Source organism: Sinomonas atrocyanea, from assembly GCF_030812675.1.
Taxonomy (GTDB): Bacteria; Actinomycetota; Actinomycetes; order Actinomycetales; family Micrococcaceae; genus Sinomonas; species Sinomonas atrocyanea_B.
In genome coordinates this window covers 585,166-606,299 of sequence record NZ_JAUSTE010000001.1, presented here as the reverse complement: position 1 = coordinate 606,299, position 21,134 = coordinate 585,166, and the positions used below count along the sequence as shown (strand labels likewise).

Below are 21,134 nucleotides of genomic sequence, written 5' to 3'. Positions count from 1 at the left end.
AGTTTTCGGGCGGCGGTGGAGGGGACGTTTGGCTCTGACTGGTATCCGGCGACGGGGGCAGGCTGTGGTGTGGGGGTCGGGGCACGCGCTTCTGCAGAGTGAGACGGAGAGCCGTATGGGCCCGCAACATGATCGGCCAGAGGGGGCCCGGCTGAAGGTTTTCATCGTCGAGGACCACGCCCTGACACGGGACACCCTCAGGGACGTGCTCGAGGACGCCGGCTTCGAGGTGGTCGGCCGGTGCCCGGCTGCGGCGGCGACGGTGCGGACCGTCGCCGCCGCGGCCCCGGATGTGTGCCTGCTCTCCTTGGGCCTTGTGGGGGAGAGCATGATCGACATCTGCAGGGCGGTCACCGAGGCCGCGCCCATGATCGCGTGCGTCATGCTCTCGCTTCGCGACCGCCCTGGTGAGATCACGGCCTCCTTCCGGGCCGGGGCGTCCGGCTATGTCCTGGCCAGCATCACGGGCGACCGCCTTGCGAGGGCGCTGAGGGACGCCGTCCGGTGGCGGCGCAGCTCGAGGATGTCGGAGCTCTCCTGAGCCGCGCCGCCCGCCGGCTCAGCCGCCGGCGTTCACCCTCCCGGTGGAGGCGCTCCACGTCAGGCTTCCGCTCTCGAAGTCCTCGGCCCGGCCCACGGGGACGGAGTACTCGTCGGAGGTCGGGTAGCCGAGCCAGCCGCGCTCCCAGCCCATCGAGGCCCACGTGGCCCGGATCGCGCCGAGCACCGAATGCGCGCCCGTCCACGGAGTCCAGTAGATCGACGCACCCTTGGAGAAGTGGTTGTACCGGCCCGAGCCGTCCGGCGTGCCCATCTCGTCCGTGGTCGGGTAGCCCAGGGGCCCCTTCTCCCACCCGGACGCGGCCCACTTGACCCGGATCGCGCCGCGGATCGAGTGCGCGCCCGTCGACGGGGACCAGAAGATCGAGGCGCCGCTGGAGCCGGAGAAGTGGTTGTAGCGGCCCACGCCGTCGGCCGTCTTGCTCTCGTCCGTGGTCGGGTAGCCCAGCGGGCCCCGCTCCCAGCCCTTCTGGGCCCACTTGGCCCGGATCGCGCCCTGGATCGAGTGGGCGCCGGTCTTCGGCGACGAGTAGATCGAGGCGCCGCCGGAGCCGTTGAAGTGGTTGTAGCGGCCGACGCCGTCCGGGGTGCCCAGCTCGTCCGTGGTCGGGTAGCCCAGGGGTCCCTTCTCCCAGCCCGATGCCGCCCACCGGGCGCGGATCGAGCCGTGCACCTCGTGCGCGCCGAGCGTCGAGGTCCAGTAGATCGAACCCCCTCCGGAGCCGGAGAAGTGGTTGTAGGCGCCGATGCCGTCCGGGGTCTTGGTCTCGTCCGTGGTCGGGAACCCGAGGAAGCCCCTGGGGCCGCCGGCCGCCGCGTAGCGCGAATAGATGGACCCGTGGACTTCGTGCACCCCGGTGGTCGGGGACCAGCAGATGATGCCGGAGGTGTAGTCCTGGCATTTGCCGGTGCCCACCGTGTACTGGGTCGACAGGGACTGCCCCAGCGGGGAGGCCCACCGGCCCGCGCCGATCTTCGCCGCATATGCCGCGATCGGATCGTCGATGCCGTTGCCGGTGAGCATGACCTGCTGGGCGCCGGAGCCGTCGTCGGCCGTGATCAGGTAGTACGTGTCCGCGGTGCCGGCCTGCCCGAACGCCGTGGGCGTGAACGTCACGCTCTGGAACACGGAGTCACCCGGTGGGACGGTCAGCCCTTCGGACACCGGGGTCGTGGTGGTGAACACGCCCTGGGGGGCCTTCGCCTTGGTGATCGTCATCGGGATGTTGCCGGTGTTCTGGATCTGGAACGAGCGGGTCGAGGAGGTCCCGACCGCCACGTCGCCGAAGTCGAGCGTCTTGGGCATCTGCAGGTGGGATGCGCCCGAGATGGCTGTCGCTGTCACCGGGACGGTCACGCCGCCGAGGTTGCTCGTCACCGTGATCGAGTCCGTGATCGAGGAGGCCACGGTCGGCTTGAAGGCGATCGAGACCGGGACCGAGGCCAGCGGCTGGATGGTGGTTCCCAGCGCCGGCACGGTGGTCGGATCGGTGACGAGGCTCGGGTCGGCGGGCAGCGTCACCGCGGTGACCGTGACCGCCGTCGTGCCGGTGTTGACGATGTTCACCGTCTGCTGGCTGACCGTCCCGGTCGGGACGTTGGCGAAGGCGAGCGACGTCGGGGTGGCGCCGAGGCCGTCCTTCGTGCCGACGCCGTGGACGCCCAGCAGGACGGTCTCACCGTCGGAGGTCTTCACGGTCAATGTGCCGTCCGACTCGCCGGCCTCCGTGGGGGCGAAGGTGACGGGGACGCCGAGGCTCGCGCCGGAGGCCAGGGCCTTGGGGAGGGCCATTGAGCCGATCCCGAACGGGGCGCTCGTGGTGATCGAGCTGATCGTCACCGCGCGGGTGGCCTTGATGGTCACGGTCGTGGTGGAGCTCGTGCCGACCGCCGTCTGGCCCAGGTCACCGCTGGTCGAGCCCACCGCGGCCGTCGTCGGGATGCCGAAGCCGAGGATGTGTCCGTCCCGGGTGCCCACGTACACCTTGCCGCCGTTGGTCGCCGGCGAGGTGAACTTCGAGGCGGTGCCGATCGGGGCGCTGAAGACCTGGGCGAGCTTGCCCGTGCTGTCCGGGATGGCGCGGTAAGCGCGCAGCTGCCCGTTGGCGCCGGTGTTGTTGTCGGTGTAGATGACCCAGACCAGAGCGGAGGAGGCGTCGGTGCCGGAGGAGGTGACCACCGGAGACCCGGACGTGTAGCCGAAGGTGCCGGGGGAGGTGCCCACGGAGGCGAGCTTGACCCCGCCCGAGCTGTTGGGGACGAGCTTGGATGCCCTCAGATAGCCCTTGTTCTCGACCTGGTAGACGTACCCGCCCTGGGTGGTGCCGAGGAACGCGGAGCGCCCCCAGACCCCGTTGTAGGGGCCGGCAGTGTCGACCACGGCGTCCGTGCCGCCGGCGCCCTGCGCCATGCCGCCCAGGGCATCGCGGTCGAGGAGGTAGATGTGGCCGTCCTTGCCGGTCTGCACCATCAGGTGCGGATGCGCCGAGGTGCCGTACCCGTCGGGGATGGCGATCGGTGCGCCGGAGCCGAGGTCGGCGTCGTCCTGGTTCATCTTGACGTTGGCGGCCGGGCTGAAGAAGTCCTTCGCCGTCAGGCTGCCGTCCGAACCGACCTGCAGCCGGACCACGGACTCGGCCAGGGTCGTCGGCGGGGAGGTGCCGGGGGACTTCTGCGGGGCGATGCCGTTGCCGGTGGCGAAGAGGATGCGGCCGGGGCCGTCGGAGACGAGGCCGCCGCCGGACTGCCAGATGCCGCCCTCTGCGTTGCTGACCCCGGTCTCGGTGGCCCACATGGTGGTCTGCTTCCCGGCGGTCGAGACGCCGACGACGTAGCCCACGAAGGGGCTGTGGTCGCAGTGGCTCGCGAACCCGGCGTAGACGACACCGCCCATGAGCAGCAGTCCCGGCCGTTGCATCGCCGTGAACGCGTTGAAGGGCCTCGTCGGGTCGTTGGTCGGGGCCCCGTCGATCAGCACCGGGAACCCGGCGCGCTCGGCGCCGGTCGCGACGTCGATCGAGTGCATGTACCAATGCGGCACCTGCGTGTTCCCGCCGTCGTTCTTCTTCGCAGTGAGGAAGACGCTGTTCGTCGCTGCGTCATAGACCGGGGTGGAGGTGATGCCGATGTTGGGGACGAGGTCCCCGCACCCGATGGCGGACGCCGGCCACGCCGGGCCCACGGAGCGGCTCCACTTCACCGCGCCGGTCGTCGCGTCCAGGCCGTAGACCGCGTTGTTCTCCGTGGCCGCGATGACGGTCTGGCCCACCACGAGCGGCTGCGCGTACACCTGCCCGTCGACTGCGGTGGAGAACAGCTTGCCGAAGCTGGGTGAGGCCACCCCGGCCGGGGAGAGGGCGCTCTCGTTGCTGTCCCACCCGGTCCGCAGGGTGTCGTGGGCGATGGTCCCGACGTCGGCCGTGGCGGTCGGTCCGGCGAGCAGTGCCGCGCCGGCGAGGGCTCCTGCCAGGACCACGGCCAGCGCCCGGGGCGGCCTCCGGAGCACGTCACGCAGGGCGCCGCGCGCACCGCGAATACTCGGTCTTCCACTGGGCTCCATGAGCAGGTCCCCCCTACCCTCGCCGCCGCTGGCCGGGTGCCGGCAGCGTGGTAGTAGGAGCGTAAAAATTGGGGCCCATGAGGCGCCCGAGTAATCCATACCCGTCTTTTCAGGAGCTTCTCAGGCTCTCTTACCGGAAATCCCAGAAGGGGTACTCAGAGCGTCGACGGGGCGACACTGGCGGTGTACGCAGGCCGGGCGGGCGGCGGGGGCTGTGGCGCGTCTCTCAATCCTGGGCGGTCGGCCGGCCCCCCGATTGCTCACCGGCCATGGCCGCAGGGGCGCCAGAAGGCTTAGAATCAAAGAAGCGATCGGCAATCTTGCCCCTGGCTTTCCGCTTTCTGGTAGCGCCTTCACGGGCGCCAGCAGCCGATCGAACGGTTTCCCATCACCGTAGCCCCCAGCCTCCGCATCGCGCCGACAGCCGGCCGGCCATGATCTGGTCGGGCGAGCCGGTGGCACAGGCACGTCCGGTTCGCGTCCCCGAGGGCGTTTTCGTCCTCGATGACCACGAGCTGGTCCGTACCGGGTTGCAGGGCCTCCTGCGTTCGGCGGGCATCGACGTCGCAGGGTCATCTGGTTCAGCGCGGGAGGCAGCCCGGCGGATTCCCGCGCTGATGCCGGCGCTCGCTGTGCTCGACGATCAGCTGCCCGACGGAACAGGCGCCGAGGTGTGCCGGGCGGTGCTGGCCGTCGACCCGCGGATACGGTGCGTGATCATCACGGACGAGCATGACGAGGGCGCCCTGATCGGGGCTGTCATGTCGGGGGCCTGGGGATGCCTGTCCAAGCAGGACGACGGGATCGAGACCGTCCGACTGGTGCGCCGCGTGCTGGGGGGGCAGACCGCCTACAGCCAATCGTTCCGGGCCATGCTGCTTGAGCCGCCGCAGGCGCCCTTTCTGGAGCAGGAGCTTCCGGGGCTGGCGCCCCAGGAGCTCAAGGTGCTGCTGCTGATCGGGCGCGGGCTCGCCGGCCGCGAGATCGCCGCCACGACCGGCCTTGCGGAGAAGACCATCAAGAACATGACATCGGTCCTGCTGCAGAAGCTCGGTGTCAGCAATCGGACCCAGGCCGCCCTGCTGGTCACCAGGGAGCTCGACCGGTCTGCCGAGATCCATCGCCGACTCCGGCCTGGCCAACCGGAGGGCTCCACCGAGGCGGTGACCATGGTCCTGCTGGACTGCGTGGACGAAACCGACGGCCCTCTCTCGGAGGGCAGCGAGGGCGCAGAGCTCACGCGGAGACTGGGCCGCGCCCTGGATGACGCCCGCACTGTGCCTCACACCAGCATCAGCCAGCACGCCTCAGGAGGGCCTCAAACATGAACACCAACTACGTCCGCGGCGCTTCGATCACTGCTGCGGAATCCCAGTCGGAGATCCAGCAGATGCTCATGGCCTCCGGAGCCACCGGCTTGAGGTGGAGCCGGGAGGACGGCAGGGCGGCGATCTCCTTCAGAGCGGGACCGCGCCGGTTCCGGATCATCCTAGCCCTGCCGCATACGGCGGCGGGTCTGCCTCCCCGCAGCACGCCGTACGCGTTCCCCAAGAGCCCTCAGGACCTAGCCCGCCAGCGTTGGCGGCAGCTCTCGCTTCTGATTCGCGCAAAGCTGGACGCCGTGGACTCGGGCATCACCACGTTCGACCAGGAATTCCTGGGCTACATGCTCGGTCCGGAGGACGGCGCCTATCATCTGGTGCCGTCGACGTCCTGGACGCGCCCATGAACGAGCTCGAAGCGTCGCTGATCATCCGGGCGGGCGCCCAACTGCTCATGGGCGCATCCTCGGACCCGCGGTCGGACCAGGGCTACGCCGCGGTCAAGGAGAACCTCGCGGCCGCCCTGAATGCCCTCGCGGCTGCCCTCGTCAACTTCGAGGCCGGGTCGGCCGAGCCCAACCGTTCGCTCGGCTGGGCGCAGGACCTGCGTAGAGTGGCCGACTCTCTCGACGAGGACTAGGGGTGTCCCCCAACCTTGTTGGGCCGGATGATGCGTCTGGGGACGGCTGCTGCGCGCGAAGACACCGCTGCAGGCAACGCGGCAGCACGCCTGAGCGGGACTCTTGTCCCTAGCCGAGGGTTGCCAGTGTCTGGCGCCGGGATTCGACGAGCACGGGTGTGCCGGTTCCGACTGTCATGACCTCGCCGTCGATCTGGAGCGGGATCGGGTCGGTGCTGGTGAACCTGTAGCTCGGCACGCTGGCCTGGACCCCGAGTCCGACGGTGACGGCCTGCAGGGCCATGAGTGCGATGCGCCACTTGGCTCCGTGGGGCAGGATGACGACTTCGAGCATCCCGTCGTCCGGGAAGCCTGCCGCGCTGATGCGGCCGTACTTGGCGATCCGGGTGATGTTGGCCAGGATCAGGCTGTCCAGCACGGCCCGCGCGCCGTCCGCGCGGGTGATCTCCAGGGGTGTGAGGCCGCGCAGGGCGCGGGCCACGGAGAGCAGTTCGGTGAAGCGTCCCTTGACGCCTGCTTCGATGCCGATGGCCATCAGGGGCGTGAGCCCGAACCCGACGTAGGAATGGGCGTAGCGGGACCACTGACCGGGCCCTTCCCCGACGGTGAGTCGGAGGAGGTCGATGCGGCGGACGTCGCCGCGGACGATCGCGTCGATGATGGGCAGGGTGCGGGTGCTTCGCCGGTGGTCGTTGGCGTTGCCGGCGCCCATGACAGCGCAGACGGCTTGGCCGCCGGCGTCCATGGCGCCATTGACGACGTCGTTGTACCCGCCGTCGCCGCTGATGGAGACCAGCAGCGGGCGTCCGCCCTCGGCAGCCGCCAGGGCGCGTCCATGGCCGGGGAAGGCTGTGGGGCGCAGGCTCAGCGGCGTGCCGGGCAGGCGGGCGCCCAGCTCGGCCCGCAGCTCCTCGGCCAGGAGGGCCGGGGCCGGGCCGGACGGGTTGTAGATCAGGAGGATCCTGTCGAAGGGTGCCCCGTCACCCCGAGCCCTCATCGCGCTCCGAGGTGGCCGCCGTCGTCGTCCCAGACCTCGTTCTCGGCTTCTTCCTCGGCCTCCGCGTGGGGGACCCGAGCGGGCGGCGGGTCGTGGCGGGTCCTGTAGATGTCACTCACGGTGGCCTCCTCACGGGCCGAAGTCGATGGCGGCCGCTGTCTCGGCGACGCGCAGGAAGCGTTCGTGCTCTGCCTCGTCCAGGTCGGCGCGGGCCTGGCGCGCGAGGTCCTTCTGCGCCAGCGCCTTCAGGGTGGCAGTGCGCACGATGGCTCCCACGACCTGCGCGAGGCCGTCCCTCAGCTCCTGGAGGCTGGTGTCGCTGATCAGGAGCCGCCGGTCCGCGATCTGCAGGCCCGCGTGGCCGAAGCCGGCCTCCTCCAGTTTCCTGCGGGTGGATTCCGCGTGGACGGCTTCGATCTCGAGCGGGTCCGGGCGCCGCGAGAGGGATGCTGTGACGGTGTACCGCTGCGGCCCCTCGGAGGTGAGGGTGTCGGCGGGCAGCGAGCTGAGGACGATCCCGGTCACCCGGAGGGGATCCTCCGGCCCGGTGAGGTCACCTGCCTTGGCGGAGAGGTCCTCGGTGCGTTGTGGAGTGCTGTTCATGGTCTCTCCTCGGGCGTGGTTCCGGTTGCGGCAGGATCACGCCCTGGCGCCGGCCTTGCGGGTCCTGCGGGCATTGGATCGGAGCTGGACGATGCGCGCAGCGCCCGCCGCGGCGACGAGGATGCCGCCGCCGACTGCCGCCATGAGAAGCGCCATGCCCAGGGTGACGGTGCCTTCCAGCCCGAGGAACAGTACCTTGGCAGGCTGCTGGTTCTGCAGGATGAAGATGATCAGCAGCACCAGGGCCAGCAGTGCGACGACGACGGCGGCCCACACCATGCCGGCCCTGGTGGTCCTGGGCTTCTTGGCGGTCGAGGAGGGGCTCTGGAGAGCCCCGGGAACTGTGCGGTCCTCTGGGGGTGGGCCTTCTCGTCCTGCGGGGCTCTGGGGGTTGACCGGTAGAGAGGTCATGGCATTCAGCCCTTCTGAGGGGCCGGGACCCGGGCCGGTCTGCGGCTCCTGGGGTCCCGATCCGCTGTCTTTCAGGCTACGCCGGCAGCGCGGCCGCCGGCAGGGTAGAAAGGACCTGGTCCGTCAGGGCTGCGCGGGGCCGTGACACGGGTGCTGGGCCGCCGTACCCTGAAAGGAGGGCAGGCGTCCGGTGCAGGAGTCTCGATCGGGGCGGTGCCCCCAGCGGATCCGAGGAACCATGGCCCAGAACAGCGATCCAGACGCCCGGGCCATTCGCCCGAACCGCGTGGTCAACAGCTATGCGGCCCTCCAGAGGCAAGTGCGGGACGCTGGCCTGCTCAACCGGCGACGCCGGTACTACATTGCGCTCTTCACGATCCTGGCGACCGCCTGGGCCGGCGGCTGGACCGGATTCGCGCTCATCGGAGCCTCGTGGTACCAGCTGCTGATCGCGGCTGGACTCGGGATCCTGATGACCCAGTTCGGATTCCTCGCCCACGAGGCCGCGCACAGCCAGGTCTTCGCCTCCTGGGCGGCCAACGAATGGTCCGCCCGCCTCATCGGCAACGGGCTCACGGGAATCAGCTATGCCATGTGGCAGCAGAAGCACTCGCGGCACCACTCCAACCCGAACGTGATCGGCAAGGATCCGGACATCAAGCCCGGGACGATCGCCTTCCACGACGCGGCTGCCGCCGCGCGGCCCCGCTGGCTCGGATTCATCACCCGGCACCAGGGCTACCTGCTCTTCCCGATCCTGCCGTTCCTCGGCTTCGCCCTGCAGGTCGACTCGTTCAGGTTCCTGCTCCGACGGGCCCCCGTGCAGCGCAGGGCGGTCGAGCTGGCGATCCTCACCGGCCGGGTGCTGGCGGTGCCTGCCCTGGCATTCTGGCTCCTCCCCCCGGGCATCGCCGCGGCGTTCGTCGGAGTGCAGCAGGGCGTCTTCGGCTTCTACATGGGCGCCACCTTCGCCCCCAACCACAAGGGCATGAAGATCTTCTCGGCGTCGGCACGGGCGGACTTCCTCACCCGGCAGGTCATGTCCTCGCGCAACATCCGGGGCGGGCGCATCATGGACGTCCTCATGGGCGGCCTCAACCACCAGATCGAGCACCACCTCTTCCCGACCATGCCCCGCCCGGCCCTGGCCCACGCCGAGAGCCTGATCCGGGCCCAGTGCGCCCAGCAGGGCATCCCCTACACCGCGACGAGCCTCGTGGCCTCCTACGGGATCATCATCAGATACCTCAACGCCGTCGGCTACGGCCTCGGCACCGTCTTCGAATGCCCCCTCGCCACCCAGCACCGCCCCAACTGACCGCCCTGTGCCTCCGGTTCCGCGCCGGGGAGGGGGAGAGGGCTGCGACGGATGCCGGGGTCCTCTCCAGGGGTCTGTTGGGGCGGTCCGCAGGCTCTCCGCAGAGGGCGCCCAGTTTCAGCAGGTGAATCGGACCTCTGCGGCGAGGGCCTCCACGGCCTCCCTGCGGTCCCGTTCGAGCAGTACCAGGGCTTCGAGCTCGGCGCGCCGCTGGCCGTGCTGTGCCAGGGCTGCGATCGAGACGTCCCGGAACAGGCGGGCAAGCTCGCCCGCCAGGCCTGACCTGAGCTGTTCGAGGTTGGTGTGCTCCACGAGCAGGCGCCGGCCAGCGATGGCGACGCTGACGCCTTCGTAGCCGGCGTCGCGCAGCCGCCGCACGCTGGAGGGATCCTGGATCAGGTCGATCTCGTACGGCTCGGCCCGCCTGCTCAATGCGACCATGACGGTGTACTTCGAAGGGCCGCGGGCGGTGCCCAGATTCCAGGGCAGGGCACTGGCGACGATCGCGTTCAGGCCAATGGCCTGCTCGGGCAGGCGGGGGGCACGCTCGGTGATGGATTCCCTGGTGGTGTCCATGATTGTTCAATGTCCTTCAGTCGTTCTCGGGATGCCCGCACGGGAGCGCGGGGCGGTCGCTCGCGGCAGGGGTGCCGGAGGATTCACGGCTGGAGGTTTCGCTGGAGACGTGTCGTCGGGCGCCTGCCGGCGCCCCCGGAAGAGGTGGAGGCAGAAGGACGGCGGGCTCCCGTATCCCAGTCTACGCGCTTTCCGCATCACGGAAGGGCAGGATCGGAGGCCCGCTTCAGGCAGCAGCGGTCAGGCCCGGGGAGGGTGCGCCGCGGGTCCGGCAGTACGCTGGGGGCATGGACTACACCGGTTCGCCCCGGGCGCCCAGGGGCGGGGGCCGGGCGCTTCCCCTCACCGCGCTGGGCGATGTGTTCGGGGAGGATTTCTACAGCCACCCCGAGGAGTACGGATTCGGGGAGTGCGACGAGGAGACCATGGAGCAGCTGCGCCGCGTGCGCCAGGATCCGCAGGCCAAGGTGCGCATCTACCGGGCCCTGCCGCCCGGGCTCGGCCAGATCAACCGCGGGGACTGGGTAACCCTCTCCAAGGACTACGCCCGCCAGCACGCAATGCGAGATGACGTCGCCGCCCGGGACTGGCCCATCGTCCAGGCTGAGGTCAGCGCCCGCACCGTCTTCACCGACGGAAAGGACCTGGACCAGTACGGCTACGACGGGCCTTCCCTCACCGGCCTCCTTGACCAGGGCCCCCAAGCGGACCCAGGCCCCCAGCGCCCGCAAGGGCGGGAGGAAGACTGGCCCGACGGGCGCTAGCGGCCCGCGGTCCGGCGACCCTCGGCTGCGGCCTCCTGGGCCTGCAGGCCCTAAGGAGAGGGCAGCGCGGTGGGCGCATCCGGACGCCTGTGGATCGTGCCGCCCTTCATGACGAAGTCCACCGATTCCGTCGCGGCGATGTCAGCCAGGGGGTCCCCGGGCATGGCGACGATGTCCGCGGCCCTGTCGGGTTCGAGGACCCCGAGGTCGTCTCGCCCCAGGAGTTCGGCCGCCACCGACGTGGCTGCCCGCAGGGCGCGGGCGGGGGCCAGCCCGGCGGCGACGAGCGCCTGGAACTCCAGGACTCCGTGCTCGAACGGGAACATCCCGCAGTCCGTGCCGAAGGCGACCTTCGCCTCGCTTTCGGCGATGAGCCGCTGGGAGGACAGGATCCGCCCGCTGTCGCGGCGGAACTTCCAGACCGCCTGGTCGGGCAGGGCACCGGCCTCGAGCGCGGCGAGGTCCTCCTGGGTCATCTGCATGGTCGGGACGATGAAGGCGCCCCGCTCCACCGCCATTGCGATGCCCTCCTCGTCGATTAGGTAGGCGTGCTCGAGGCTGCGGGCGCCGGCCCTCAGGGCCTGTCGGCAGGCGTCGGCGGCGCCCGTGTGCACGGCGACGGGCATCCCCAGCAGGGCCGCGGCGGAGGTGAGGGCTTCGAACTCTTCGTCGAACCAGGTGCACCGGGCCGGATCGTCCCCGGGGCTGAAGTAGCCGCCCGCGTTCGTTGCCTTGATCCAGTCCGACCCGTAGGCGTGCTCCCGGCGCACGAGCTGGCGGATCTCTCCCACGCTGTCCGCCGCCGCGGCCAGCGGCAGGTCCCAGCGCGGGGCGTAGAAAGGGCGGATGTCGGCATGGCCTCCGGTGGAGCTGATCAGGTGCGCGGCGACCACGAGACGCGGGCCCTCGACCAGGCCGGCGTCGATCGCGTTGCGCAGGTCCACCGTGGGGAAGTCGGGGTCCATCGTCCCCAGGTCCCGCAGCGTCGTGAAACCCCGGAGCAGGTACTGCCGCGCGGTGCTCAGGGCTGTGAGCGCCTTGGCGGCGGAGGACGTCAGGGTCTGGGTCGGAAGGGCCGAGGCATCCATGGTCAGGTGCACGTGGCAGTCGATGAAGCCGGGGGAGACCGCCCGATCGGACAGGTCGACGACTTCCGCACCGTCCGGCCTGTGGACCTTCCGCGTCATCTCGGTGATCTTCCCGTCCTCGACGAGGATCTCGCAGGGTCCGCCCAGCTCTTCCCCCACGCCGTCGAACACGGACCCGCAGACCAGCACCGTTGCGCCCACCACGGGGCCCAGCGTAGACCCCGGTGCCCCGCAGCGGAACGGCCGGCGGGGCATCCCGCCGGCCGCAGCGCCTGCACCCCTCGCGCCTACTCCTCGCGGCCGGGCCTGAGCGCCCGGCGGACCAAGAACGCCCCCAGCGCGACCACGAGGAGGACGGCCACGCCGATCCCGATCCACACGCCGATCCCGCCGCCGGAAGAGCCCGACGTCGAGGAGGCCTGCGCGGGGGCGGCCTGCGCGGGAGCGGACTGGGCGGCGGCCGGGACGCCGGCTGTGCTCTGGGCACCGGAGGCGGCGGCGGTGCCGCTCCCCGGGGCCTTGGCCGTGAAGGTGAACGTGCCCTCGATTGGGTGCGAGTCCGCCGAGACGACCCGCCACACGACCGTGTACTTCCCGGCCGGCGCGCCGGGCTTGAGGGCCTGGGTGACGTTGGTGTCCACGATCTTGGCGGGGCCGTCGGCCTGGTTGGTGCCGGTGGGGTCCTTGACCAGGATCTCGGTGCCCACCTCGATGGGGGTGTGGTCGAAGGTCAGGACCACCGATGCCGGCACGGTCGCCACCGTGGACCCGTCCGCCGGACTGGCGGACTCGATGACGTCGTGCGCCTGGGCCGCGGCGCCCGGGAGGAGGGCGGCCGCGGTCACGAGGACACTGGCGGCGGCGCGCAGGAGACGGCTCCGCGCAGAGGTGCGCATGGCTTGTCCCCTCACTTCGCGGCCCGGCGGCGGCCGGCCAGGACGAGGCCGAGGGCGGTGGCACCGAGGACCGCCCCAAGCGCGCCGAGCCCGAGGCCCCAGGCCCCCGTGGCGTCCGTGGTCTGGGAGGCCGGGGCCGCGGTCTGGGGCGATGCGGACGGGCTCGGGGCGGCGTCGTCGGCCGCGGTGGTGACGAACGACGGCGCGGGGTGCTCCGGTTCTTCCTGGCCCGCCTCCGCCTTCTGGTCCCAGCTGACCACCTTTCCGTCGGTGTACGTCTGGGTTGCGGGCAGCACCACCGTGGTGCCGGCGGCGGGGAGCCGGCCCACCGAGAGCGAGAACGCCTGGTACTGGTTGGGGCCGATCTCGTGGGCGGCGTCGGCCGTCCAGACCACCTCGGTGGGGGCCTTGGTCACGGTCGCGCCGGCCACGGTGACCGGCTTCGGCAGGGCCGCGGTGACGACCTGGGCGGTCCAGCCCTCGACCGGCTTGACGGAAACCGAGGTGAACGGGGTGTCGGTGGGGAGCCTGACCTCGACCTTCTTGGTCTTCGCAGTGGGGGACTCATTGGGGATGTTGAAGGTGAGGTGCGAGAAGCCGTTGGCGCCGGTGTCGTCCGGGTTGACGGAGACGTGGGCGCTGGCGGCGGCGGCGCCGGTGGCGATCAGGGCGGTGGTCGCTGCGGTGGTGGCCGCGGCCTTGAGGGTACAGCGGAGGGAGGTCTTCATGGGTGGTCTTGGCCTTCGTCTGGTCCCGCCCGGGCGCGCTCGCGCCGGGCGGAGGCGGGCAGGGGATAGCTGCCCGCCGGGTGTGCGGGTGTCCGGAGGCCGCCTCAGCAGGCGGCGGAGGGCACCGGCGGGCCGCGGAGGGCTGGCAGCCGCAGGGCGCGCCAGACCTTCGGGAACGCCCGCGGGGCGTAGGCCGGAAGGCTGGGCGCGGGCGGCATCGCCGGGAGGAGGAACAGCCGGGCGAGCGGGCCCAGCCACGCCAGCAGCGCCCACAGGGCGGCCTCGCCCCTGGCGATCAGGAGGCCGACCGCGAGGGTCGCGAGCGCGTGGGCAACGAACATCGCCGGGCTGTACCCGTGGACGTGGCCGGCCGGGGCGCCCTGCGAGGCTGCTCCGAGGACGTGGACGTGGCCGGCCGCGGGGGAGAGCTGCAGGGACGCCGCGGACTCCGAGAGCCCGTCGAACGCGGTGTGCAGGACGAACTGGCCGGTGCCCAGGAGCCCGAGCACCGTGGTGGGCGTGAGCCGCTTGCCGGACAGCCACGCGGTGGGCAGCAGCGTCAGGGCCAGCAGCCCGAGCAGGATCAGCGGGTCCGGCAGCGCCCCGCCGGCGGCGGTGTGCGCGGCGACGGCGAGCAGCACGGTGGCCGTGGTGACCACCGCGGCGCGGGAGAGCCTGAACGCTGCGCGCACGCTCCCACCCGCCTTTCCTCGCTCGCTCGGGGACCGTCTCCCATCCTACGGCGTGCGGGAGGGGGCAATTCCCCCCGCGTTCAACAGAACATCACAGTCGATTTACAGGACCGTAAAGCGAGGAGTGAAGGCTGTGGAGGCAGCGTTCTGGGCCAACAAGAGGAGAACCGCCATGGCCGCACCGTCACCGTCCGCCTCACGACCGCCGCACCCGGCGCCGCCGCGTGCGGGCGCCCTGCGTCGGCTCTCGAGGTGCGTCCGCAGCCGGACGCCGCTCTCGATCGCGGCCGCCAGCTGCGCGCTCGTCCTCGTGGGCGGCGGAATCGCCGCAGCCTCGACCCTCGAGTTCGGGCAGCATCAGGTCGGCTCCCAGTACGAGAACGGCGAGCAGATCGCGTCGAACCAGGTCATCAAGCCCATCGGCGACCGTCTGATGACGCCCTTCGGCAAGATCATGGGCTCGACGGTCAGCCCCGACGGCCGCTACCTGGTCGGCACGAGCGCCGACCGGTCCGTCGCCCTGCAGGTCTTCGACCTCAAGGCCTACAAGCCCGTGGCCGCCGCGGGAACGCTCGCCGCCACCTCGTTCGCCGCAGCGGCCGCCGACGCGGGCTACGGGGGGATGGCCTACCAGCAGATCACAGACGGTTCAGTGGGGCAGGAGGGCCCCGTGTTCTCGCCCGACGGCAAGTTCCTCTACGCTCCCGTCGCCACGGGGCTGGTCCGGTACCCATTCAACGCGGACGGCTCGCTCGGGGCCGGCACGAAGATCAGCATCCCCACGGTGGGCGGCAAGCAGGCGCTGACGGCTGGCATGGCCTTCTCGCCCGACGGCGCCACGCTGTACGCCGCCGTGAACGGCCAGAACACGGTCGTGGCCATCGACCCCGCCAGCGGTACCGTCAAGCAGACCTTCCCCACCGGCATCGCCCCGCGCCAGCTGGCCTTCGCAGGCACCAAGCTGTACGTCTCCAACGAGGGAGGCCGCCAGGCGGCCGCCGGCGAGGCCACCATGGGCTCCTACGGCACACAGGTCCCGGCGGACACGACGCTCGGCACCTCCACCACCGGAACGCTCAGCGTCATCGACACCGCCAACGCCGCAGCCGCGCCGTCCTCGGTCGACGTCCAGCTCCACCCCACCGCGATGCACCTGGACGGCTCCACCCTGTACGTCGCGAACACCAACAGCGACACGGTCTCGGTCGTGGACACGGCGGGCAACAAGGTCGTGCAGACCATTGCGACCCAGCCGTGGGCCTCCTCGCAGGCCGGCTACGAGCCCACCGGCATCACCATGCAGGGGGACCACCTGCTGGTTTCGCTGGGCCGCGCGAACGCGGTCGCCGTCTACAAGGTCAACCGGAAGGACCCGCGGGACCCGGCCAGTTACATCGGCCTCCTGCCCACCGACTACTACCCGGGCAACGTCACGGCGGTGGGCGGCCAGATCGTCGTCACCAACATCCGCGGCATCGACGCCCGCGGCCCGGAGCTGAGCTTCAGCAAGGGCCCGGGCACATCGCCGGCCACCGGCCACGGGACCCACTCCACGACCGCGTCGCTGACCAGGTTCGCGCTCCCGGGCGATGACCAGATCCGCAAGTACACGGAGACCGTGTTCCAGCAGAACGGCTGGGACGCCGCCTCGGTCAAGCAGTCGGTCGCCGCGGATGCGGCCAAGGTCCCCGCGGTGGCGGTGCCCCGGCGGATCGGGGACCCCTCGGCCATCAAGCACGTCTTCCTGATCGTCAAGGAGAACCGCACCTACGACCAGGTCTACGGCGACATGAAGCAGGGCAACGGAGACCCGTCGCTGGCGCAGTTCGGCGCTAAGGTGACCCCGAACCAGCACGCCCTCGCCACGCAGTTCGGCCTCTACGACAACACCTATGACATCGGCACCAACTCCGCCGAGGGGCACAACTGGATGATGCAGGGCGACAACCCTGCCTACAGCGAGACCAGCGCCGGCGAGTACAAGCGCTCCTACGACACCGAGGAGGACGTCCTGGGCCACCAGCGCACCGGATTCCTCTGGACCTCGATCCAGGCGGCAGGGAATACCGCCCGCAACTACGGCGAGTTCGAGTACGGCGAAGGCAAGCCCGCCGGGGCGACCTGGCAGGACTACTACTGCGCGGCGACGAGCACCATGGCCGGCGGCGATCCGGCGCAGCTGTTCACGCCGGCACTCCAGATGCACGCCAGCTCGGCCATTCCCTCGCTGAACGCGATCGCCGACCCCAACGCGGCACCGTTCGACACCGCCGTGCCGGACATCTACCGGTACGCGACCTGGAAGCAGGACTTCGAGAAGAACGGCCCGAAGAACTTCCAGATGACCTGGCTCTCCAGCGACCACACGGGCGGCACGGTCGACCCCGAGGCCCAGGTCGCGGACAACGACCTCGCGGTGGGCAAGATCGTCGACGAGATCTCGCACTCGCAGTACTGGAAGGACTCCGCGATCTTCATCGCCGAGGACGACAGCCAGGACGGCGCCGACCACGTGGACGGCCACCGCGCCCCGGTCCAGGTCATCAGCCCGTACGCCGTCCACGGCAAGACCGTCAGCACGTTCTACTCGCAGATCAACATGGTCCGCACCATCCAGCAGATCCTCGGGGCCCAGCCGCTGAACCAGAAGGTCGCGGCCGCCACGCCGATGTTCGACGCCTTCACCGACAAGCCGGACCTGACCCCGTACAGCGCGGTCCCCAACCAGGTGCCCCTGACCGAGGGCGTCAAGACCGCCCCGGCCTGCGGCACGGACACCCTGGGCAAGACCGGCGCCGCAGCCGCTGGGGTGAACAGCGCCGCGGCCCAGGCGGCGGCCGTCCCGCCGTCGATGCAGGACATCGCGGAGCAGTGGGACACGTGGGGGGAGCAGCAGCACCTGACCGGCAACGGTGCGAAGGAGGACTTCGCGAACCCGTACCTGTTCAACCGCTGGACCTGGTACCAGGCCCACCACTGGACGAGCCCGTACCCGGGCGACGCCAAGGTCTACGGTCCGAACGACGTGCCGGGCATCCCCGCCGGCTCGACGAGCCACGAGGACGGCTGAGCGCCAGAGCCGGCGACCGTCCACGACGCCGGGAATGCTGAAGGCCGCCCCCGCCTGGGGGCGGCCTTCGCCGCACGAGGTGCCACGCGCCGTCGTGCGTCCAGCGCAAACGGTGCGTCCAGCGCAAACGGTGCGCTCAGCGGAACAGGGCGGAGCGCACCCCCATGATGATCCGGTCACCGCTGCGGGCCTTCTGCAGCCAGTCGACCAGGTTCCAGTCGGGCAGGGCGATGCAGCCGGCGGTCGGGGAAGTGTTCTCGTGGAGGAAGATCGCGAACCCCGCGTCCTGCACGATGCCCGCATCGGGCGGCCGGTTGTAGTTGAGGACCGCGCCCTGGCGGTAGTCGTGCGTGGACCGGGTGGCGAAGTACCACATGTTCTCGTCGTACCCCACCCAGCTCGAGGACTCGAAGTACTGGTTGTAGGTACCGCTCCACGGGTTGCCGCCCCAGCGTGAGTTGGGATTGAGCGTCTGGTACGGCAGCTCCGTGCCCGGGTTGCCGAGGCCGAAGGCCTGCGTGACCGAGTAGTCCCCGGTGGGCGAGTACTCGTAGCGGGTCGGGCCCGACGCCACGCCCGGCGGCTTGAACCCGGACCGGCCGACCGTGGCGCCCGCGCTCCAGTCCGGCCAGTACACCCCGGCCGTGTTCTGGCAGCGGACGAACGTGGCCCGGTAGGACCCGTAGGACTCGGCGATCGCGAACGAGACGGCGGACGCGCCGTAGCTGGGGTAGTTCGAGCGGCCGTTGTTGAGGGACTCGCACTCGTTGTAGGGGTGCACGCCGGTGGCGCCGGCGATCCACGTGATGGTCCCGCCCTGGAACTTCTGGATGCAGGACGACCCCGAGCAGAGCTCGTTGGTGACCGGGTAGCCCAGCGACCCGTTCTCGTACCCGGTGCCCGCCCAGACCGCGCGGATCCCGCCGCGGGAGGCGCGGGCGCCCGTGCCGGGGGACCAGTACATGGCCCCGCCCTGGTAGAGCTGGTAGACGCCGCCGCTGCGGATCGGGAGCTCGTCCGTGGTCGGGTAGCCGAGGGGCCCGTTCTCGTACCCGGTGGCCGCCCACGCGCCGCGGATGGCGCCGCCGGAAGTGTGGGCGCCGCTCGCCGGGGACCACAGGATCGCCCCGCCCTGGTAGAGCTGGTAGACGCCCCCGCTGCGGATGGGCACCTCGTCCGTGGTCGGGTACCCGAGGAACCCGTTCTCCCAGCCCGCCGCGGCGTACTCGGCGCGGATCGCCCCGCGGGAGGTGTGGGCCCCGGTGGCCGGGGACCAGTAGATGGCCCCGCCCTGGTAGAGCTGGTAGACGCCGCCGCTGCGGATGGGCACCTCGTCCGTGGTCGGGTAGCCGAGGAGGCCGCCGGCTGCCCCGGCCGCCGCCCACCGGGCACGGATGGCGCCCCCAACCGTGTGGGCTCCCGACGCCGCCGACCAGTAGACCGCCCCGTTCCTGAAGGCCGCGGCGCATCCGCCGGCCGGAGGTGCGGCGCAGTCCTCCGCGGAGACGGACGCGCCGAGCCAGCCGGCCGCCCCGCCCAGCGCGGCGTACTTGGCCTGGATCGGGGAGAGCGGCGCGGGTGCAGTGTCGGTCGCGGTGGGCGGGTCGGTGGGCGGGGCGCTCGCTGGCGGGGCGCCGGTGGGCGCGGCGCTCGCGGTGCCGGCCTGCGCCGGGTCCGTGGGGGACGGCGTCGCGGACGGCGATGCCGTGGCCGCCGCGCTCGGGGTATCGGTCGACGTCGGCGCGGGGCTCGCGGAGTCGGTCGGGGACGGGGCGGGACCGGCCTGGGACGGGCCGGCTGCCGCGAGCAGCGCGGCCAGGGCCAGGGCCGCCGCCCACCCGCCTCGGCGGAGGGGCCTCATTCGGCACTCTCCTTGGAGACGGCGGCGCCGCAGTCGGTCCCCGCGGAGGGAGCGTCCTTGCCGAAGCCCGTGGCGGAGATGTCAGCGCTCTCGCCGGGCCCGAGGGTCTTCTGCACCATCGCGTGGTCGAGGACTGCGGTGGCCCGCGTGAGGCCGATGGCCACCGTGAAGGCCGCCCGCCCCGAGCCGTGGTTGGTGAGCCGGGCCGCGTAGCTCCAGGTCCCGTCGGGAGACTTCTGGCAGCGCTCCTGGCCCAGCGCGCCGTCCGCCATCGCGGAGGCGACCGGTGGTGCCACGGAGGCCTGCGGCGCCGCGGCGGTCGAGGCCGCGCCGATCGGGGACGGGCTGGTCGAGGCCGGGCCCGCTCCAGGCACTGCGGCGAACGACGCCGGGCCGGTCGCCACGGCGCCGCCCGTCGCCGAGCATCCGGCGAGGCCGGCGAACAGCAGGAGCCCGGCCGCGGGCAGGGTCCATGGCCCGGGTGTGGTTCTCACGATGGTGTCCCCCCAAGAAGATGAGCGTTGTACATGTACAACTTAGCCTGTGGGGAGGGCGGCAGCCCGGCAGGCGTGGGGTGGCAGGAGGGGCGCGTACCTTCCTGCTCTCTTTGCCGGGCAGCCGGCGGCGTGTCGCGCGGCGACACGCCGCGCCCACGCGCCTCGCGGCGGCCAAAGTGAGCAGGAACGCACGAGGTCCCCACACCCCTGGGGAAGCGCGCGGCCCGTCCCGCCCCAGCGCAGCATCTCCTCGGGTGCGCGCGGTAGTCTGGCCTGCGGCCCCGGCCAGCCCCATACCCTTGCCCCAAGGAGATCCCCCATGGCGAACGGCAGCCCCGCGGCGCAGGAGCGCTCGCCCCTGCTGCGTCCCTGGCACTTCATCCTCGCCTTCGGCATCGTCAGCCTGCTGGCGGACATGGTCTACGAGGGCGCCCGCAGCATCATCGGCCCCTACCTCGGCACGCTCGGGGCGAGCGCCACCGTGGTGGGGCTGGTGGCGGGGGCGGGGGAGTTCATCGGCTACGGCCTGCGCGTGCTCTCCGGTCTCGCGGTGCGCCGCACCCAGCACTACTGGGCCTGGACCATCACCGGCTACGCCCTCACCGTGCTGAGCGTGCCCCTCATCGGCGCCACCGGCCTGATCGCCCCGGCGCTGCTGCTCTACGGCACCGAGCGGCTCGGCAAGGCCGTCCGCTCACCGGCCAAGGACACCCTCCTCTCCCGCGCCTCGACGAGGACCGGCCGCGGCAGCGCGTTCGGCGTCCACCAGGCGCTCGACCAGACCGGGGCCATGCTCGGACCGCTGCTCCTGGCGGCCGTCCTGGCCTGGAGCGAGGGCGACTACCGGCTCGCCTTCGCCGTGCTCGCCGTCCCCGGCGTGCTCGTCCTGGGCCTGCTGGCGTGGCTGCGCACCCGGGTGCCGGATCCCGCCGTCTACGAGCACGACGGCGGTGCTCCCGCCCCCGCCCGCGGCCCGGACGCGAAGGGCATGGCACGGGCGCACCTGCCGGCCCGGTTCTGGCAGTACACGGCCGCGGTGGCCGTGCTGTCCTGCGGCGTGGCGCCGTTCCCGCTCATGGCCTTCCACGCCCAGAGCACCGGGCTCCTCGGCGATGCCCTCGTCCCGGTGGTCTTCGCCGTGGCGATGGCCGTGGACGGGCTCAGCGGGTTCGTGGTCGGACGGCTCTACGACCGCCGCGGCCCACTCGTGCTCCTCGCGGTGCCGGTGGCCGCCGCGGTCGCCGCGATCTCCTTCGGCGGCAGCGTGGCGCTCGTCTGGACAGGCGCGGCGGTGTGGGGGATCGTCAACGGCGTGCTGGACTCCACCGTCAAGGCCGTGGTCACCGAGCTCGTCCCCTCGCACTCGCGCGCGGTGGCCTTCGGCTGGCTCGCCCTCGTCCGCGGCGTCGGGCTGCTCGCCGCCGGCGGCATCCTCGGCGCGGCCTACGCGGCCAGCCCGGCCGCGGCCGTCACGGTGATCCTGGCCGCCAACGCCCTGGCCTTCGCGGGCCTGGCCCTCGTGCTGCGCCGCCTCCGGCGCGCCTAGCCGAG

At 71.6% G+C, this 21,134-nt stretch carries 20 protein-coding genes; 8 read left to right on the top strand and 12 right to left on the bottom strand.

Features of this window, described 5'->3' with window-relative positions:
* Positions 1-115: 115 nt before the first annotated feature.
* On the top strand, positions 116-541 hold the full coding sequence (locus tag J2W20_RS02765) for a response regulator (RefSeq protein WP_307004361.1): 426 nt from the start codon (positions 116-118) through the stop codon (positions 539-541).
* A gap of 18 nt (positions 542-559) precedes the next feature.
* Here the strand turns inward: J2W20_RS02765 and J2W20_RS02760 are convergent, their stop codons facing one another.
* Complete coding sequence (locus J2W20_RS02760; protein ID WP_307004360.1) at positions 560-4,036, bottom strand: choice-of-anchor D domain-containing protein; 3,477 nt, start codon at positions 4,034-4,036, stop codon at positions 560-562.
* A gap of 518 nt (positions 4,037-4,554) precedes the next feature.
* On the opposite strand from J2W20_RS02760, the gene J2W20_RS02755 reads away from it, so the two are divergent.
* From J2W20_RS02755 to J2W20_RS02745, 3 genes are read left to right on the top strand one after another with little or no spacing between them, the layout of a single operon-like run.
* Positions 4,555-5,448, top strand: a complete 894-nt coding sequence (locus J2W20_RS02755; protein ID WP_307004358.1) for a response regulator transcription factor — start codon at positions 4,555-4,557, stop codon at positions 5,446-5,448.
* Positions 5,445-5,849, top strand: a complete 405-nt coding sequence (locus J2W20_RS02750) for a hypothetical protein (protein WP_307004356.1) — start codon at positions 5,445-5,447, stop codon at positions 5,847-5,849. The genes J2W20_RS02755 and J2W20_RS02750 overlap by 4 nt, the downstream gene beginning before the upstream one ends.
* The gene (locus J2W20_RS02745; RefSeq protein ID WP_307004354.1) at positions 5,846-6,082 is read left to right on the top strand and encodes a hypothetical protein; all 237 of its coding nucleotides are present in this window, start codon (positions 5,846-5,848) and stop codon (positions 6,080-6,082) included. The genes J2W20_RS02750 and J2W20_RS02745 overlap by 4 nt, the downstream gene beginning before the upstream one ends.
* 109 nt (positions 6,083-6,191) lie before the next feature.
* Here J2W20_RS02745 and J2W20_RS02740 read toward each other — a convergent pair whose 3' ends face one another.
* Genes J2W20_RS02740 through J2W20_RS02725 form a run of 4 tightly spaced genes read right to left on the bottom strand, consistent with a single transcriptional unit; the run spans position 6,192 to position 7,961 of the window.
* Positions 6,192-7,079, bottom strand: coding sequence for a diacylglycerol/lipid kinase family protein (locus J2W20_RS02740; protein WP_307004352.1), 888 nt, complete (start codon positions 7,077-7,079; stop codon positions 6,192-6,194).
* The gene (locus tag J2W20_RS02735) at positions 7,076-7,198 is read right to left on the bottom strand and encodes a hypothetical protein (RefSeq protein WP_307004350.1); all 123 of its coding nucleotides are present in this window, start codon (positions 7,196-7,198) and stop codon (positions 7,076-7,078) included. The genes J2W20_RS02740 and J2W20_RS02735 overlap by 4 nt, the downstream gene beginning before the upstream one ends.
* Before the next feature lie 10 nt (positions 7,199-7,208).
* The gene (locus J2W20_RS02730) at positions 7,209-7,682 is read right to left on the bottom strand and encodes a hypothetical protein (RefSeq protein ID WP_307004348.1); all 474 of its coding nucleotides are present in this window, start codon (positions 7,680-7,682) and stop codon (positions 7,209-7,211) included.
* A 36-nt stretch (positions 7,683-7,718) separates the two neighbouring features.
* Entirely contained in the window at positions 7,719-7,961 is a 243-nt protein-coding gene (locus J2W20_RS02725) for a LapA family protein (protein WP_307004347.1), read from the bottom strand.
* Between the two features lie 370 nt (positions 7,962-8,331).
* On the opposite strand from J2W20_RS02725, the gene J2W20_RS02720 reads away from it, so the two are divergent.
* Entirely contained in the window at positions 8,332-9,411 is a 1,080-nt protein-coding gene (locus J2W20_RS02720; RefSeq protein WP_307004345.1) for a fatty acid desaturase family protein, read from the top strand.
* A 117-nt stretch (positions 9,412-9,528) separates the two neighbouring features.
* Here the strand turns inward: J2W20_RS02720 and J2W20_RS02715 are convergent, their stop codons facing one another.
* On the bottom strand, positions 9,529-9,987 hold the full coding sequence (locus tag J2W20_RS02715) for a hypothetical protein (RefSeq protein WP_307004344.1): 459 nt from the start codon (positions 9,985-9,987) through the stop codon (positions 9,529-9,531).
* A gap of 287 nt (positions 9,988-10,274) precedes the next feature.
* Between J2W20_RS02715 and J2W20_RS02710 the strand changes: the two genes are divergently transcribed.
* Positions 10,275-10,751: a hypothetical protein gene (locus tag J2W20_RS02710; RefSeq protein WP_307004342.1), complete on the top strand. Its 477-nt coding sequence runs from the start codon at positions 10,275-10,277 to the stop codon at positions 10,749-10,751.
* A gap of 50 nt (positions 10,752-10,801) precedes the next feature.
* On the opposite strand, the gene J2W20_RS02705 is transcribed toward J2W20_RS02710, so the two are convergent.
* The 4 genes from J2W20_RS02705 to J2W20_RS02690 all read right to left on the bottom strand — a co-directional run bounded on the left by J2W20_RS02705 (position 10,802) and on the right by J2W20_RS02690 (position 14,155).
* Positions 10,802-12,043, bottom strand: a complete 1,242-nt coding sequence (locus tag J2W20_RS02705; protein WP_307004341.1) for a metal-dependent hydrolase family protein — start codon at positions 12,041-12,043, stop codon at positions 10,802-10,804.
* A gap of 83 nt (positions 12,044-12,126) precedes the next feature.
* The gene (locus J2W20_RS02700) at positions 12,127-12,735 is read right to left on the bottom strand and encodes a copper resistance CopC family protein (RefSeq protein ID WP_307004339.1); all 609 of its coding nucleotides are present in this window, start codon (positions 12,733-12,735) and stop codon (positions 12,127-12,129) included.
* 11 nt (positions 12,736-12,746) lie between these two features.
* A complete protein-coding gene (locus J2W20_RS02695) occupies positions 12,747-13,463 on the bottom strand; it encodes a YcnI family copper-binding membrane protein (RefSeq protein WP_307004337.1) in 717 nt (238 codons plus the stop codon).
* Between the two features lie 104 nt (positions 13,464-13,567).
* On the bottom strand, positions 13,568-14,155 hold the full coding sequence (locus J2W20_RS02690; protein WP_307004335.1) for a hypothetical protein: 588 nt from the start codon (positions 14,153-14,155) through the stop codon (positions 13,568-13,570).
* A 172-nt stretch (positions 14,156-14,327) separates the two neighbouring features.
* Here J2W20_RS02690 and J2W20_RS02685 point away from each other — a divergent pair, with 172 nt between their 5' ends.
* Positions 14,328-17,225, top strand: a complete 2,898-nt coding sequence (locus J2W20_RS02685) for an alkaline phosphatase family protein (protein ID WP_307004334.1) — start codon at positions 14,328-14,330, stop codon at positions 17,223-17,225.
* A 136-nt stretch (positions 17,226-17,361) separates the two neighbouring features.
* On the opposite strand, the gene J2W20_RS02680 is transcribed toward J2W20_RS02685, so the two are convergent.
* Both J2W20_RS02680 and J2W20_RS02675 read right to left on the bottom strand, forming a co-directional pair.
* Entirely contained in the window at positions 17,362-19,086 is a 1,725-nt protein-coding gene (locus J2W20_RS02680) for a hypothetical protein (protein ID WP_307004333.1), read from the bottom strand.
* Positions 19,083-19,580: a hypothetical protein gene (locus tag J2W20_RS02675; protein ID WP_307004331.1), complete on the bottom strand. Its 498-nt coding sequence runs from the start codon at positions 19,578-19,580 to the stop codon at positions 19,083-19,085. The genes J2W20_RS02680 and J2W20_RS02675 overlap by 4 nt, the downstream gene beginning before the upstream one ends.
* A 322-nt stretch (positions 19,581-19,902) precedes the next feature.
* On the opposite strand from J2W20_RS02675, the gene J2W20_RS02670 reads away from it, so the two are divergent.
* Positions 19,903-21,129: an MFS transporter gene (locus J2W20_RS02670; RefSeq protein ID WP_307004329.1), complete on the top strand. Its 1,227-nt coding sequence runs from the start codon at positions 19,903-19,905 to the stop codon at positions 21,127-21,129.
* Positions 21,130-21,134 lie beyond the last annotated feature (5 nt).